Annotated in this window: 15 protein-coding genes; 5 read left to right on the forward strand and 10 right to left on the reverse strand. The window is 65.3% G+C overall.

Annotated elements, in window-relative coordinates; genetic code table 11:
- Positions 1-21 precede the first annotated feature (21 nt).
- From ASE30_RS07270 to ASE30_RS07305, 7 genes are all read right to left on the reverse strand, one after another.
- The gene (locus ASE30_RS07270; RefSeq protein WP_057283636.1) at positions 22-1008 is read right to left on the reverse strand and encodes a tripartite tricarboxylate transporter substrate binding protein; all 987 of its coding nucleotides are present in this window, start codon (positions 1006-1008) and stop codon (positions 22-24) included.
- Between the two features lie 70 nt (positions 1009-1078).
- Positions 1079-2092 (reverse strand): LacI family DNA-binding transcriptional regulator, encoded by a 1014-nt coding sequence (locus tag ASE30_RS07275; RefSeq protein ID WP_057283707.1) that lies wholly within the window; start codon positions 2090-2092, stop codon positions 1079-1081.
- On the reverse strand, positions 2089-2856 hold the full coding sequence (locus ASE30_RS07280) for an SDR family NAD(P)-dependent oxidoreductase (RefSeq protein ID WP_057283637.1): 768 nt from the start codon (positions 2854-2856) through the stop codon (positions 2089-2091). Before ASE30_RS07280 ends, ASE30_RS07275 begins: the two co-directional genes overlap by 4 nt.
- Positions 2853-4172 (reverse strand): histidinol dehydrogenase, encoded by a 1320-nt coding sequence (gene hisD, locus ASE30_RS07285; RefSeq protein ID WP_057283708.1) that lies wholly within the window; start codon positions 4170-4172, stop codon positions 2853-2855. The genes ASE30_RS07280 and hisD overlap by 4 nt, the downstream gene beginning before the upstream one ends.
- 464 nt (positions 4173-4636) lie before the next feature.
- Positions 4637-5476 carry an ammonia-dependent NAD(+) synthetase gene (nadE, locus tag ASE30_RS07295; RefSeq protein WP_057283639.1) on the reverse strand — a complete coding sequence of 280 codons (840 nt, stop codon included), beginning with the start codon at positions 5474-5476 and terminating at the stop codon, positions 4637-4639.
- 39 nt (positions 5477-5515) lie between these two features.
- A complete protein-coding gene (locus ASE30_RS07300) occupies positions 5516-6013 on the reverse strand; it encodes a CinA family protein (RefSeq protein ID WP_057283640.1) in 498 nt (165 codons plus the stop codon).
- An 86-nt stretch (positions 6014-6099) separates the two neighbouring features.
- Positions 6100-6666, reverse strand: coding sequence for a DUF4142 domain-containing protein (locus ASE30_RS07305; protein ID WP_057283641.1), 567 nt, complete (start codon positions 6664-6666; stop codon positions 6100-6102).
- Between the two features lie 173 nt (positions 6667-6839).
- On the opposite strand from ASE30_RS07305, the gene ASE30_RS07310 reads away from it, so the two are divergent.
- Both ASE30_RS07310 and ASE30_RS07315 read left to right on the forward strand, forming a co-directional pair.
- Complete coding sequence (locus ASE30_RS07310) at positions 6840-7451, forward strand: hypothetical protein (RefSeq protein ID WP_057283642.1); 612 nt, start codon at positions 6840-6842, stop codon at positions 7449-7451.
- A gap of 56 nt (positions 7452-7507) precedes the next feature.
- Complete coding sequence (locus ASE30_RS07315) at positions 7508-8593, forward strand: calcium:proton antiporter (protein ID WP_057283643.1); 1086 nt, start codon at positions 7508-7510, stop codon at positions 8591-8593.
- Between the two features lie 27 nt (positions 8594-8620).
- Here the strand turns inward: ASE30_RS07315 and ASE30_RS07320 are convergent, their stop codons facing one another.
- Together ASE30_RS07320 and ASE30_RS07325 are read right to left on the reverse strand one after the other, a co-directional pair.
- Complete coding sequence (locus ASE30_RS07320; protein ID WP_057283644.1) at positions 8621-9295, reverse strand: hypothetical protein; 675 nt, start codon at positions 9293-9295, stop codon at positions 8621-8623.
- Positions 9296-9297: 2 nt separating this feature from the next.
- Positions 9298-10329 carry a TRAP transporter substrate-binding protein gene (locus ASE30_RS07325; protein ID WP_057283645.1) on the reverse strand — a complete coding sequence of 344 codons (1032 nt, stop codon included), beginning with the start codon at positions 10327-10329 and terminating at the stop codon, positions 9298-9300.
- A 174-nt stretch (positions 10330-10503) separates the two neighbouring features.
- Here ASE30_RS07325 and ASE30_RS07330 point away from each other — a divergent pair, with 174 nt between their 5' ends.
- Positions 10504-11343: an IclR family transcriptional regulator gene (locus tag ASE30_RS07330; protein ID WP_057283646.1), complete on the forward strand. Its 840-nt coding sequence runs from the start codon at positions 10504-10506 to the stop codon at positions 11341-11343.
- 18 nt (positions 11344-11361) lie between these two features.
- On the opposite strand, the gene ASE30_RS07335 is transcribed toward ASE30_RS07330, so the two are convergent.
- Complete coding sequence (locus ASE30_RS07335; protein ID WP_057283647.1) at positions 11362-12189, reverse strand: IclR family transcriptional regulator; 828 nt, start codon at positions 12187-12189, stop codon at positions 11362-11364.
- 130 nt (positions 12190-12319) lie between these two features.
- Between ASE30_RS07335 and ASE30_RS07340 the strand changes: the two genes are divergently transcribed.
- A complete protein-coding gene (locus ASE30_RS07340; RefSeq protein WP_057283648.1) occupies positions 12320-13327 on the forward strand; it encodes a TRAP transporter substrate-binding protein in 1008 nt (335 codons plus the stop codon).
- A gap of 19 nt (positions 13328-13346) precedes the next feature.
- A complete protein-coding gene (locus ASE30_RS07345; RefSeq protein WP_057283649.1) occupies positions 13347-13790 on the forward strand; it encodes a type II 3-dehydroquinate dehydratase in 444 nt (147 codons plus the stop codon).
- The last annotated feature ends 45 nt before the right edge of the window (positions 13791-13835 follow it).

Here is a 13835-nt window from a genome sequence, read left to right on the forward strand (position 1 = left end):
CTCCTGGGTGGGATCGCGGGATCAATCGGCCTGGATGCCGGCGTCCTTGATCACTTTGCCCCATTTATCGATTTCGCTGCGCTGGAATTGCGAGAACGCCGCCGACCCGCGGCCGTCCGGCGCCACGCCCAGCATCAGCAGCTTGGCGCGCACGTCCGGACTGTTGACGATCGCCGCCACCTCGCGCCCCAGGCGGTCCACCACCGGCGCGGGCGTGCCGGCGGGCGCGAAGATCCCCTGCCAGGACTGCATTTCAAACCCGGGCAAGCCCAGCTCCGCCAAGGGTTTGACGCCGGGCAGGTCCGCCAGCGGCGCCGCGGCCGTCACGCCCAGCACCTTGACGCGCTTGGAATCGATCATGGGCCGCGCCGCCGCCACGGTTTCGAAGACCATGTCGATCTGCCCGCCGATCAGGTCGACCATGGATTGCGAGCCGCCCTTGTAGACGATCTGGCGCAGCTTCGTGTCCGAAATGGACTGGAAGAGCTGGCCCGACAGATGCTGCGACGTCCCCGCGCCGGCCGTGCCGTAGGTCAGGCTGTCCGGCTTTGCGCGAGCGGCGTCGATCACCTGCTGCACGGTATTGAAGGGGCTGTCGGCGCGCACGACCAGCGCATTGCTGACCATGCCCACCAGGGCGATGGGCGTGAAGTCCTTGACCGGGTCATAGCCCAGCGACTTGATGAAAAATGGGTTGACGGCGTGCGTGGTGATGGTGCCGCCCATGATGGTGTAGCCATCGGGTTCGGCGCGGGCGACCAGTTGCGTGCCCACGAGGCCGGACACGCCCGGCCGGTTCTCGACGATGACCGACTGCCCCAGCCGGGCGCTCAGCTGTTCGGCCATCAGGCGCGCCACGCCGTCCGACACACCGCCCGGCGAAAACGGCACGACGTATCGGATGGTCTTGGCCGGCCAGGCCGGCGCGCCGCCTTGGGCGTGGGCCAGGGTGGCGGTCAGCCCCACCGCCGCGACGGCGGTCAGGGTGCGTACAAAAATGCTGCGCATGCGTTTGTCTCCTGAAGTTGATGATGAGCGCGGTCTGTGCGCGCTTTACGGTAGTGCCGGTAAGAAATGATCAAGTGGCCGCCCTGACGGTCGCGCGTTCCACCAGGGCGCAGGGCACCACGATGTCGCGCGGCCGCAGTTCGGCCTGCATCTGTTCGCGCAGCAGGTCCACCGTCGCGTCGACCATGGGTTCGACCTGCTGGCGCACCGTCGTCAGGCGATACGCGCCCCAGGCGGCCTGCGGCACGTCGTCGAATCCCACCACGGCCACGTCCTCCGGCACGCGCGCGCCCAGCTCCTGGCGCAACACGTCCAGCGCCGCGATCGCCATGTGATCGTTGCCCGCGAACAGCGCGTCCGGCGCGCCGCCCGAGAACATGCGCCGCACCGCCGCTTGCGCAAGGTCGAAGTCGTAGTGGCCTACCTCGCGGCGGTGCACGTCGTGGCCCAGTTCGCGCAAGGCATCGCGGTAGCCGCGCTCGCGCTCGATGCTGGTGGAAGAATCCTCCAGGCCCGCCAGATAGCCAAAGCGCCGGTAGCCGCGTTCCACCAGCAGCCGCGCCACCCACTGTCCGCCCGCGTAGTTGTCGGACGTGACCGAGCTGCTGGCATGGCGCGCCAGTCCGCCCAGGATGGACACGCGGTTGAACTGCACCACCGGCACGCCCACCTCGGCGCAACTGCGCGCCACGTTGGACGACAGCATGGCGGACGCCATGACGATGCCGTCCACCTGGTATTGCAGGATCTCGGCCAGTACCCCGTCGGCCGCCTCGTCCACCTCCGCGATGAACATCAGTACGTGGTAGCCCTCTTTCTGCAGCTTCTGCGACAGGCGCTCGATGACCAGCGGATAGAACTGGTTTTCCAGATAGCTCATCACCAGCGCCACGATGCGGCTGCGGCGGGTGATCAGGCTGCGCGCCAGCGCATTGGGCCGATAGCCCAGCTTCTGCGCGGCCGCCAGCACCTTGCGGCGCGTTTCTTCGGACACGCTGGCTCCCGGCGTGAACGTGCGGCTGACGGCCGACTGCGACACCTGCGCCAGGTCAGCCACATCCTGAGCACGGGGCGCGGTCTTCATGCCGCCGTCCATCCTGCATCCAGCATCAGCGCGCTGCCGGTCATCAGGCTGGACGCGCCGCTGGCCAGGAACACGATCGCGCCCATGACCTCGCTCAGGCGTCCGACCCGGCCCAGCGCATTGCGCGCGCAGACCCATTCGCGAAAACCCGGCTGCTCCAGCATCCCGGCGGTCATGGGCGTTTCGATGAAGGTCGGGCAGACGGTATTCACGCGGATGCCCGCCGCGCCCAGTTCCCATGCCAGCGCGCGCGTCATGCCTTCCAGCGCGTGCTTGCTGGCGCAGTACAGCGTGCGCCTTGGACTGCCCACGTGCCCCATCTGCGACGACACGTTGATGATCGAGCCGCCCAGGCGCTCTTGCACGAGGCGGCGCGCCACGGCCCGGCTGGTATAGAAGGCCGCCTTCACGTTCAGGTCCAGCACGGCGTCGATGTCGTCGTCCGACTGCTCCAGCAGCGGCTTGGGACGGTTCATGCCGGCATTGTTGACCAGGATGTCGAAGGGCTCGCCGCGCATCGCGGCCTGATCGACCGCGGCGGAGTCCGTCACGTCCAGGACCAGCGGCGCGCAGTCGATGGCCTCGGCCCGCAAGGCCTCGCACACCTGCGCCAGCTCCGCTGCGCGTCGCGCCGCCACGGTGACGTGCGCGCCGGCCCGGCCCAGCGCCGCCGCGGCCGCCAGGCCGATGCCGCCGCTGCCGCCGGTCACCAGGGCGCGGCGCCCATCCAGCCGGAAATCCGGTCCTTCGGGCAGCGCAATCATGCCTGCGCCTCAACGGGCCGGTACCAGGGCAGGTCGGGCCGGTTGCCATAGCGGCGCACGCGGATATTGGCCTGCTCGCCGTGGCCGGCGAAGTTCTCCATGTGGCACAGGCGCGAGCAATACTCGCCCATCGTCGCGCTGGCGGCGTCCGTCAGCACGCGCTGATAGGTGCAGGTCTTGAGGAATTTGCCCACCCACAAGCCGCCCGTATAGCGCGCATTCCGGTTGGTCGGCAGCGTATGGTTGGTGCCGATCACCTTGTCGCCAAAGCTGACGTTGGTGCGCGGGCCCAGGAACAGCGCGCCGTAGTTGGTCATCTTGTTCAGGAAGTAGTCCGGATCGCGGGTCATGACCTGCACGTGCTCGAACGCCAAGTCGTCGGCAACCTGCAGCATTTCCTCATAGGTGTCGCACACGATGACTTCGCCGCAGTCGGCCCACGCCTTGGCCGCGATGCCCGCGGTGGGCAGGATGGCCAGTTGGCGTTCGACTTCGGCCAGCGTGTCGCGCGCAAGCTGCTCGCTGTTGGTCAGCAGCACCGCGGGCGACGTCGGGCCGTGTTCGGCCTGCCCCAGCAGATCGACGGCGCACAACTCGCCGTCCACGCTATCGTCGGCGATCACCAGCGTCTCGGTGGGACCGGCGAACAGGTCGATGCCCACCCGGCCATACAACTGCCGCTTCGCCTCGGCCACGAACATGTTGCCCGGCCCCACCAGCATGTCCACGGGCGCCACGCTGGGCGTGCCCACCGCCATCGCCACCACGGCCTGCACGCCGCCCAGCACCAGGATCTCGTCCGCGCCCGCCATGTCCATGGCGGTCACGATGGCCGGATGCGGCTTGCCCTGATACGGCGGCGCCGTCGACACGATGCGCTTCACGCCCGCCACCTTGGCCGTCAACACGCTCATGTGCGCCGACGCGAGCAAGGGATACTTCCCGCCAGGGATGTAACAGCCCACCGCGTTCATCGGCACATGCTTGTGCCCCAGCACCACGCCGGGATAGGTCTCCACTTCCACGTCGCGCATGGAATCGCGCTGGATCTGCGCAAAGTTGCGGACCTGGCTCTGCGCGAACGCGATGTCTTCGATCTCGCGCGGCGACAACTGCGCGCGGGCCGCCTCGATCTCGGCGCGCGACAGGCGGAAGTCCGCCGGGTCCCAGTTGTCGAACTTGCGGCTGTAGTCCCGCACGGCTTCGTCGCCTCGGGTTTCGATGTCGCGGATGATGTCTTCGACGGTAGCGCGCACCTTGGCGTCATCGTCGGTCTTTACCGCGGCGGTCCGGCCGCGCTTCAGATATCGGATCATGGTCTGTAGGCCCTGCAAACGTTGGTGGTTCGATAAGGTGGAGACACTTTCGAAGCCTTGCATACGTATGCAAATAGGGGGAAACCCTTGCACCATTTGAACGATGCATGGCAGGCCGACAGCCGCGAAGCAATGCTGCGACGCGTATTGACCGCCCCCGGCGCGCGTGACCCAATGGACGCGCGGACCACATCAAGGAGGCGCGCATGGCGAACGCACAAACCAAACGGGTCATGGAAGTGCTGGCGGCCGCGGAGGACGGGTCGACATACCGTATCGACAGATACTGCCGGTCCGAACCAGACCGGGAGGCCGAGCCGCACTTCTTTTGCTGCCTCCAGGACGGGCAGCTCGTTTCGTGGCGCGGGGACGGCCACTACGAGTTGCCCGACGGCACCCTGGTGACGACGGTGGCTACGCGCCTATGCGGGTAGCTTCAACCGCGCCGGACGGCGTGCAGCGGGCTACTCCGCCGGGCCGGCCGGCAAGGCGCGCTTGTGTCCGGTGGCCTGGTACTGCTTTTGGAGCAAGGCGGCGTGCTCATCCGAGACAGCCTCGCCTTCGAGAAACCCGTCGATCACGGAGTACGGCACGCCAAAGGCGTCTTCATCGGGACGCAGCGGCTGCAGCGATTCCAGATCGGCCGTCGGCACCTTCATCACCAGCCTTTCCGGGGCATTCAGCAGAGCGGCCAGCGCCCGCACGCGGCGCTTGGTCAGGCCCTGTAGGGGGACAAGGTCCGCGGCGCCATCGCCGTGCTTGGTGAAGAAACCCATCAAGGCCTCGGCGGCCTGGTCGGTGCCGATGACCAGGCAATCGAGCGCACCGGCGATTGCGTACTGCGTCACCATGCGTTGACGGGCCTTGATGTTGCCGGCGGAGAAATCCTCTGCAGCCTTGTCCACATAGGCCAGTCCCGCCGCTTCCAAGGCGCTGCGCTGCGCGTCGACAGGGGGCTTGATATCCACGCGCATGCGCTGATCCGGCGCGATGAAGTCCATCGCTTCGGCCGCATCGTGCTCGTCCCGCTGCTCGCCATAGGGCAATCGCACGGCAATGAAGGTTGCTGAATTGCCGTTGGCTCGAACGCGCTCCACCGCAAGTTGCGCGATCCGCGCCGCCACCGTGGAATCGACTCCCCCGCTGACACCCAGGACGTATCCGGCCTTCCGGGTTCGCAGCAGATAGTCGGCCAGGAAGGCGATCCTCTTTTCCAACTCTGACGCCGCATCGAACCCCGGCGTCACGCCCAGCGCGCGCGCGATTTCGCGTTGCGCATCGCCTGATTGCAGGTGATTTTCCATGTTTCGACTCCAAGCTTGTACAGAACCGCGGCGAATCCGCTATGCCGGATGATGGCGGTGATAGTGCTCCAGGATACCCAGCAACGCGTGCTCGGCGCTGGCCCTGCGTATCGCGTTGCGATCGCCCGAAAACGCCTTCGTTTCGGTATAGACCACGGGATTCGAGTCGGCCTGCCCTCGCTTGAACACCCAGGCGTAGCACTGTGTTCCGCTGGGAATGCGATCGTCCGTGGCATCGGTGACGCCCGTGTTCGACACCGCCACATTGGCGGGGCTCTTGCGGGCGGCGCCCAACGCCATGTCGCGCGCCACCGCCTCGCTGGTGAGGTTGTGACTGGCAAGCGTCGACTGCGGAACGCCCAGGCAGCGCATCTTGGCGTCCACGGAATACACCACGAAGGCGCAGTCCAATAAACTGCCGGCGCCCGGAATGTCCGCAAGCGTGGCCGAAATGAGGCCCGCCGTGCAGGACTCAGCGGTCACGAGCGTAAGGCCCTTTTCCTGCATGAACCGTGCAACGCGTTCTATGGAGTTCATACGCATCCCCGAAGTCTCCGGCTTCCCGGCAAGCTACCCGCCGCCCCTTCAGCCGCAGGGGCGGGCGCGATGGGCGGACCCGGCAATCATTTTGCCTTCGCCGCTACGCTCTGCTGCAGGGCCTTGGCCTCCTGCAAGTGCTGGTTCAAGCTGGGAAGCGTCTCCGTCGCGAACTGCTTGACGTCGGGATCCTTGACGTCCTTGGATGCCTTCTCGAACAGTTTCACTGCGTCTTCATGGGCGGCCACGCCGATTTCGTCCGCATACGCTTTGTCGAAGCTGTCGTCGCGCAGGTCGAGAGCCTTCAGTTTTGCCTTCTGAACCAAAGAGGGTTCGGTCGGGGGTTCGAACCCCTTGCTTTTGGCCAGCGCGTCCAGCTTCTGGCCGACCTTGGCATGGTCGTCGACCATTTTCTGGGCGAATGCCTTGACCTGCGAATTCTGTGACTTCTGAAGCGCCAGCTTGCTGCCGGCGATCTCCAGGTGGCCGGACTCCGCGGCCTCGCTCAGGAAGCCCCTGGCCTCGCTGTCCAGCTTGTTGGTGGCCGCGGGTGCCGGCGCGGTTGGCGTCTGGGCGAGCGCAACACTTCCTATGCTCAGGACGGTGGCGGCGCCAAGCGCGGCCTTGAAAAGTATCGTGTTGATCTTGTTCATGCGGGTCTCCTGAAACAGCCTGGTTGCCGGCGACGGTCTGTCTGCCGTAGCCGCAGCACTCAGCAAACCGCGTGCCCATTCGGATTACGCCAGAAGCCGCCCTCCCGCCCCAGACGACGGGCGGGAACGAATATTGCTGAACGCCGCATAGCAACTACACCTGGGAGATCGGAATGGCTACCAAGAAACAAGGCAACACGGACATCATCCACGACCTGCTGTATCAGGCGCTGGAAACCGAAATGGGAGGGATCAACGTCTACACCGCGGCGCTCTCCTGTGCAACCAACAAGGATCTGGCCAAGGAATGGAAGGGCTATCTGGACGAAACCACCACCCACCGCCAAGTACTGCTCACCGTTTTTGAAGAACTAGGCCTGGACCCCGAGCTGGAAGTACCCAGCCGCGCCGTGGTCCGGCACCATGGCGAATCATTGGTCGCGGCGATTTCCATGGCCAAGGCAGCGGGCGACCCCGCCGCCGCGCAGATCGTGGCTGCCGAATGCGTAGTCCTTGCCGAGACCAAGGACCATCAGAACTGGGAACTCATCGGCCTGGTGGCCGAAAAGAAGACCGGCAAGGAAGCGCAGATCCTGAAGAAGGCGCATGACGCGGTCGAGAAGGATGAAGACCACCACCTGTATCACACCATGGGCTGGACGCGCGAACTGTGGATCGAAGCCTTGGGCTTTCCCGCGGTGCTGCCGCCGCCGGAAGAGGTGAAGAAGGTAGAGACCGCCATTGGCGCTTCCCGTGCGGAGCAATCGCGGGAAGACATGCTGTAAGGACCGCGATGGCGTCGACAGCGCCGCGCGGAGGAACCGGAGCGCTGTCGACCCAGATGAAAGCGATCCTGCTATCCGAGAAATTCCTGTTCCTGGCCTGCGCGCTCGCCGTCGCGGGCTACGTGGCCGACGTCCGGCTGGAAGCCTACGGGCAGCTCGTGAGCCTGCTGGAATCGGCCGTGCTGATCGGCGCCATCCTGGCCGCATCGCTGAGCGTGGCGCGGCATGCCGAACGCATCGCGCAGAAGCTGGGCGACCCTTACGGCAGCATGATCCTGACGCTGTCGGCGGTGCTCGTCGAGGTGATCGTTCTGGCCATCGTGTCGGCCAAGGCAGGTTCGCCCACGCTGGTGCGCGACAGCATCTATTCGGCCGTCATGCTGGATATCAACGGCATCCTGGGTGTCGCCGCCCTGATTGGCGGCTTCAAGCACGGCGAGCAGTCCTACAACGACGATTCCGCGCGGACCTACAGCGTGATGATCCTTACCGCCGTGGCGGTATCGATGGTCATCCCAGAGTTCGTCCCGCTGCCCCATTGGCGCGCCTACAGCGGCTTTACCATCGTGGCGATGCTGCTGCTCTACAGCGTTTTCCTGCGCATGCAGACGGGACCGCACAGCTACTTTTTCAGCTACAGCTACCCGGACAAGCAAGCTCGCCGACCGTCTCCCGCGCCGGGCTACCCCAATCGGCGGCAATCGATTGCGGTCATGGTCATCGGGATCGTCGCGGTGGGCGCCTTGGCCGAATTGATGTCGCATGCGCTGAACCGGGGCCTCGAAGGCGTGGCCGTCCCCCCTGGCCTGCTGGCGCTGATCGTCGCCGGCATCTCGGCCGCGCCCGAGATGCTGACTGCCCTGCGGGCCGCCCTGGCCGACCGCATGCAATCGGTCGTCAACATCGCCCTGGGCGCGTCGCTATCCACGGTGATCCTGACCGTGCCTGCCATGGAGGCGCTGGCGCTCTACACCGGCCAGCGCATCGACATGGCCTTGACGCCGGTGCAGACAGTGATGATGCTCGTCACCCTGCTGGCGGCGGCCATCAACCTGAACGACGGCCAGACCAACGCCATCGAGGGGATGACGCACTTCATCCTTTTCGGCACGTTCCTGATGCTGCTGGTGCTGGGGTTGTAGGCCGCCGGCTTGCCGGCCGGGGTCCGCTCAGGCGGATTCCAGCGTATGCGACAGGCAATAGATGTCCGACCACGGCGCGTCTGGTTCGCCGTAGGCGCGCAGTTCACGCGCATTCATGACGTCGCCGTCGCACGCAGCCACTGCCCCGATCTCATAGCCGTTGACAACGTAGATCCAGTCGGCCGCCCTGTCCTTTCCCCCGCGTATCTTCTGCTCCGTCGTGGACGCGATCGCTGGCGTCTGTGTCATCAGCAGGTGACCGCCGCAGGTGCCGGCTTGCATCGAGATCGAAGCCGCGTGGGCTTTCAGATACGCGCGCATCTCCGCTTCCGCCCCCCGCCGGGGTGAAAGGCGGATCGTCAGCGCATACCTTGCCAGGCCGCCACCGGCGCTTTCAAGCACATGGCACTGGCTTCGGATCATGTTGCGATGCTGCGGCATCAGCGTGGTGGACCAGGGCGTGGGACGATTGAGCCTGGCCAGGTAGGCGGCCGAACTCAGCGTCTCGTAGGCGTCAAGCTCGTACATGACGAAGAAGCCCTCCGATCCCCGTGCGCTGATCCAGCGCGACCCGCGCAGGAATCCCGGCACGCCCATGCGTTCCGGGAAGTGCTCGTGCGAGTGCCAGTCTTCGAACTGCGCGCGCCAGGCGGGCGCGATGTCCCACCACATTGCGATGGCGGCCTTGCCACGGAGCGCCATGGTCAGTGCTTTGCCCGCAACGTGGAAAGTTCGCTCGCCGCCTGCTGCATCACATCCGGACCGATCTCTCCCGCGAACTTGTCCACCACGGGTTTGACGGCGTCGCGCAGCCGCCCGATTTCTTCCGGGGTCGGCTTATTGACCTGCATCACCTTGCGCAGCTCGTCGATGGCCACGGCTTCCCTGGCCTGCGAGATCTTGCGTTCCTGAACCTTGGCCTCGGCCGCCGCATCCAGGATGATCTGGCGCTCGGTTTGCGTCATGCCGTCCCAGGTCTTCTTGCTCATCAGGAACGGCATGCCCGTGTAGATATGGCGCGTCAATGACAGGTACTTCTGCACCTCGGCGAACTTGGCGGACTGGATGACGCCCACGGGATTGTCCTGCCCATCGATCGCCCTGGATTCCAGCGCGCCGTAGACTTCGCCAAAGGTCATGGGAACCGGGTTGGCGCCCAGGCTCTTGAACATATCGATATAGACCGGCGCCGCGATCACCCGGATCTTCAGGCCCTGAAAATCCTGCACCGTTGATATCGGACGCTTGCTGTTGGTCATGTTGCGAAAGCCCAGGTCCCAGATGCCCAGGCCGATCAGGCCATGGTCGGCCAATCCGTCCAGCAGCCGCTGGCCGACGGCGCCATCCGAAACCGCGTAGGCCTCTTGCGCATCGTTGAACAGGAACGGCAGGTCGAACACCATGAACCGCTTGTCGATGCCGGCCAGCAGCCCCGTCGCCATGGAAGTGAAGTCCAGCGTGCCGCCGCGCACCGCCGATAGGTTCTGGGGGTCTCCGCCCAGCACCGCGTTCGCGTAGATCGACACTTTCATCTTGCCGCCGCTTTTCTCGGCGACGAGATCGGCGAATTTCTGCGCGCCCTGACCCAGCGGATGGTCCTGAGCCAGGCTGAAGGCGAACTTCAAGGTCCGCGCCTTGATGTCCTGCGCGGCCGCCGTGGCCGTCAAGGCCAGGCATGCCAAGAGGGATGCGGCTGCCGCCGCGGCAAGGCGAACGGGTGATTTCTTCGTCTTCATCTCCAACCCCTTTTCCAATTGATGGTGGCAAGCGGTCCGCATCCATCGACAGCCGTTGCAGACCTTATCGTTGAATATTCGGCTGCGAGCATAGGACATAATCTTGAATACCGTTCAAAATTTGAGCGAATTCAAAATTTGAACAATTGGCGCTGCGATCTTCGGGAGACGGCCATGAGCGGGGCAATCGAAAAGACACTGGCGCTGCTGGAATACCTGGCCAACCATCCCGACGGGGTGGCCCTGGCCACCATCGCCGACGACCTGAACCAGTTGCGCAGCGGATGCCATCGCACGCTGCATGAACTGATGAAGTACGGCTACGTGCGGCAGACACCGGTCCGGGGCGAATACGCGCTGACGACCAAGCTGGCGTCGATGGGGCTGAGCTTTCTGAGCCGGTCCGGCGTGGTCGACATTGCCCAGCCGGTCATCGACCGTTTCGCGCTGGCCACCGGCGAACTGGTGCGGCTGGCAATCGTTGACGGCAAGCGGCTGACGCTGGTAGCCAAGGCTCAGGGTGCGAAGTCGGGCCTGCTCTACGATCCCGACATGGGCATCGACCTGCGTCTGTCATGCAGCGCGGCGGGCCATGCGTGGCTGATGACCCTGCCCGAGGATCAGGCAATTGCGTATGTCACCGGGCAGGGACTCGGCAAACCGCGCGACTTCGGGCCAAACGCGCCCACATCGATCCGTGCCCTGTTGAGCAGCCTGGACGGCCACCGCAGGCGCGGATACAGCATCCTGCAAGACGTCTACGCGGCCGGCATGAGCGCGATGGCCGCGCCCGTGCGGCGCCCCGGCCACCAGAGCACCGGCATCCTGGTGGTGGCCGGTCCATCGCAGCGCCTGACGCTGAAGGCAATGGAGAAATTCGGGCCTGCCCTGTTGCGCGCCGCCAGCGAGCTGGCGCAGGCGGGAGACGCGTCGCCGTTGCTGCGGTCGGCCCGGGTGGGGACATGGGGCAACGGCCCGGTGGAGGCAGGTCCGGGCGGCGGCCCGGCGCCATAGCGCCCGGACCGGTACGCGTTACTTGTCCAGCGGCGTCTCGTCGCCGGCATTGCGGCCCTGCATCGGAAACCGCGTGCGGAACATGGGCGACGCCAGGCTGGCCAGCGCCAGTTCCCCGGCCGCCGCGAGCAATTCCGGGCCCAGTTCCAGCATGCGCGCTTCGGTCAGGCGCATGGCGGGGCCCGCGATACTCAGCACGCCGATGGCGTCTTCGCCTTTGCGCTGCACCGGCGCCGCCATGGCGGTCATGCCCGGCGCGAACACTTCATTGATCATCGCGTAGCCGCGCTTGCGGCCGGCGTGCAATATCTTGGTCAGGGCGGCGATGGTGGTCGGCGCATTGGGGCCGTATTCCTCGGGCGTGCCGAAGCCCTGCCGCGAGACCAGATCCAGCGCCCGCTCGTCGGACATGGTCAGCATCCACGCATGTCCCGACGCGCTGCACGACAGCCTGGCGTCCGAACCCATTTCCGGGTCATAGCGCAGGCCGTGACGCGCGCCTTGCGCCTTGGCGACCCAGGTCAGGCGCTCGTTGTCGACGATCGCCAACCGCACCAGTTCACCCGAAATATCCGCCAGGCGATCCACCAGCGGCTGGGCGATGTCGACGATGCCGGTCGCGGCCAGATAGCTCAGGCCGATGGACGCCACGCGGGCGGTCAGCGCGTAGTCGCCATGGTCGCGGATCTGCCGCACGTAGCCGCAACGGCACAGGTCGGTCAACAGGCGGTGCGCCGCGCTTTGCGGAATATCCAGTTGCTGGGCAAGGGATGCAAGCGGAACACCTTCTGGTCTGGAAGAGAGGTGTTCCATGACGGCGAGCGCGCGTTCGAGGATTCCGGCCATGGCATTTCTACAAGTAGAGGGTGATGGATGATAACCCTAACTGGAAAACTATTCCACTCGGAATTACATTCCACTACCGAGTCTTGCAAGACATCGACAACATTCCAGAAAAACCCGGAAGGAGACAACGATGAAGACCAGCATAATCCGCCTGGCGTTGATTGGCGCCCTATCCGTCGCCGCCATGCCGGCGACGGCCCAGGACATCCAGGAACGCACGATCCGCTTCGGCCACCTGAACAACACCGACCACCCCGTCAGCGCCGGTGTGCAGAAGTTCGCCGAGCTGGTGGCCGCCAAGAGCGGCGGAAAGCTCAAGGTCAAGGAATTCCCGGCCTCGCAGCTTGGCAATGAAATGCAGCAGCAGTCGGGATTGCAGGGCGGCGTGCAGGAAATGGCGGCGCCCGCCTCGACGTCGCTGGCGGGCATCGTCAAGGAATTCGGGTTGATCGACCTGCCATTCTCCGTCACCGACTTCGGCCAGGCGGACGCCTTGCTGGACGGTCCGCTGGGCAAGGCGCTCACCGCGAAGCTGCCGGAAAAAGGCCTGGTCGCGCTGGGCTTCTGGGACCTGGGTTTCCGCAACGTCACCAACTCCAAGCACGCCATCACCAAGCCGGAAGACCTGGCGGGCCTGAAGATCCGCGTCATTCCCAACCCGGTGTTCCTGGACACGTTCAAGGCATTCAAGGCCAACCCGGTGCCCATGCCGTTCGCCGAGCTGTACGGCGCGCTGGAATCCAAGGCGGTGGACGGCCAGGAAAATCCGTACTCGGTGATCCTGTCGAACAAGTTCTACGAAGTGCAGAAATACGTCAGCGCGACCAACCATGTCTACGCGGCGAACATCGTGCTGGTCAGCAAGAAGTTCTGGGACAAGCTGTCGCCCGCCGAGCAGCGCATCATGCAGGAGGCCGCCGACGAGGCCCGCGTCTACCAGCGCAAGGTCAGCCGCGAAGCCGCGCAGAAGGCCGTGGCCGCCCTGCAGGCCAAGGGCATCCAATACAACACGATCGAACCGGGTGAAAAGGTCCGGATGCAGGAGGTCGTCAAGCCGGTCATCGGGCATTTCACCGGCAGCTACGACCCCGCGATCGTCAAGCTCTACAACGACGAACTCGCCCGCATCCGCAAGTAAACGCACCGGCCTATCCATCATGAAGATTCTTGTTCTGCACGGCCCCAACCTCAACCTGTTCGGCCGCCGCGAGCCGCACATCTATGGCACCACCACGCTGGCGGAAATCAACCAGCGCCTGGCTGCGCTGGCCGGCGAACTCGGCGTGGAGCTTGCAACCGTGCAATCCAACCACGAGGGCGCGCTCATCGATTTCCTGCACGAGAACATCGATACCGCGCGCGGCGCCCTGGTCAATCCGGCCGGCCTGACCCAGCACGGCGTGCCGCTGCACGACGCGATCAAGGCCATGCCCTTCCCCACCCTGGAAGTGCATATGTCGAACATCGCGGCGCGCGAAACGTGGCGCGCGCATTCGATCATCTCGCCCGCGGTGCGCGGCACGGTGCAAGGGCTGGGGCCGCACTCCTACCTGACGGCGCTGCGGGGCCTCGTCGATATCGTCCGGGAAGCCCAGGCATGACGCGGCGGCGCCTTCATCCGATTCTAAGAGGGGCCGCGGCATGGT

It is taken from the genome of Achromobacter sp. Root83 (genome assembly GCF_001428845.1).
Classification (GTDB): Bacteria; Pseudomonadota; Gammaproteobacteria; order Burkholderiales; family Burkholderiaceae_B; genus Achromobacter.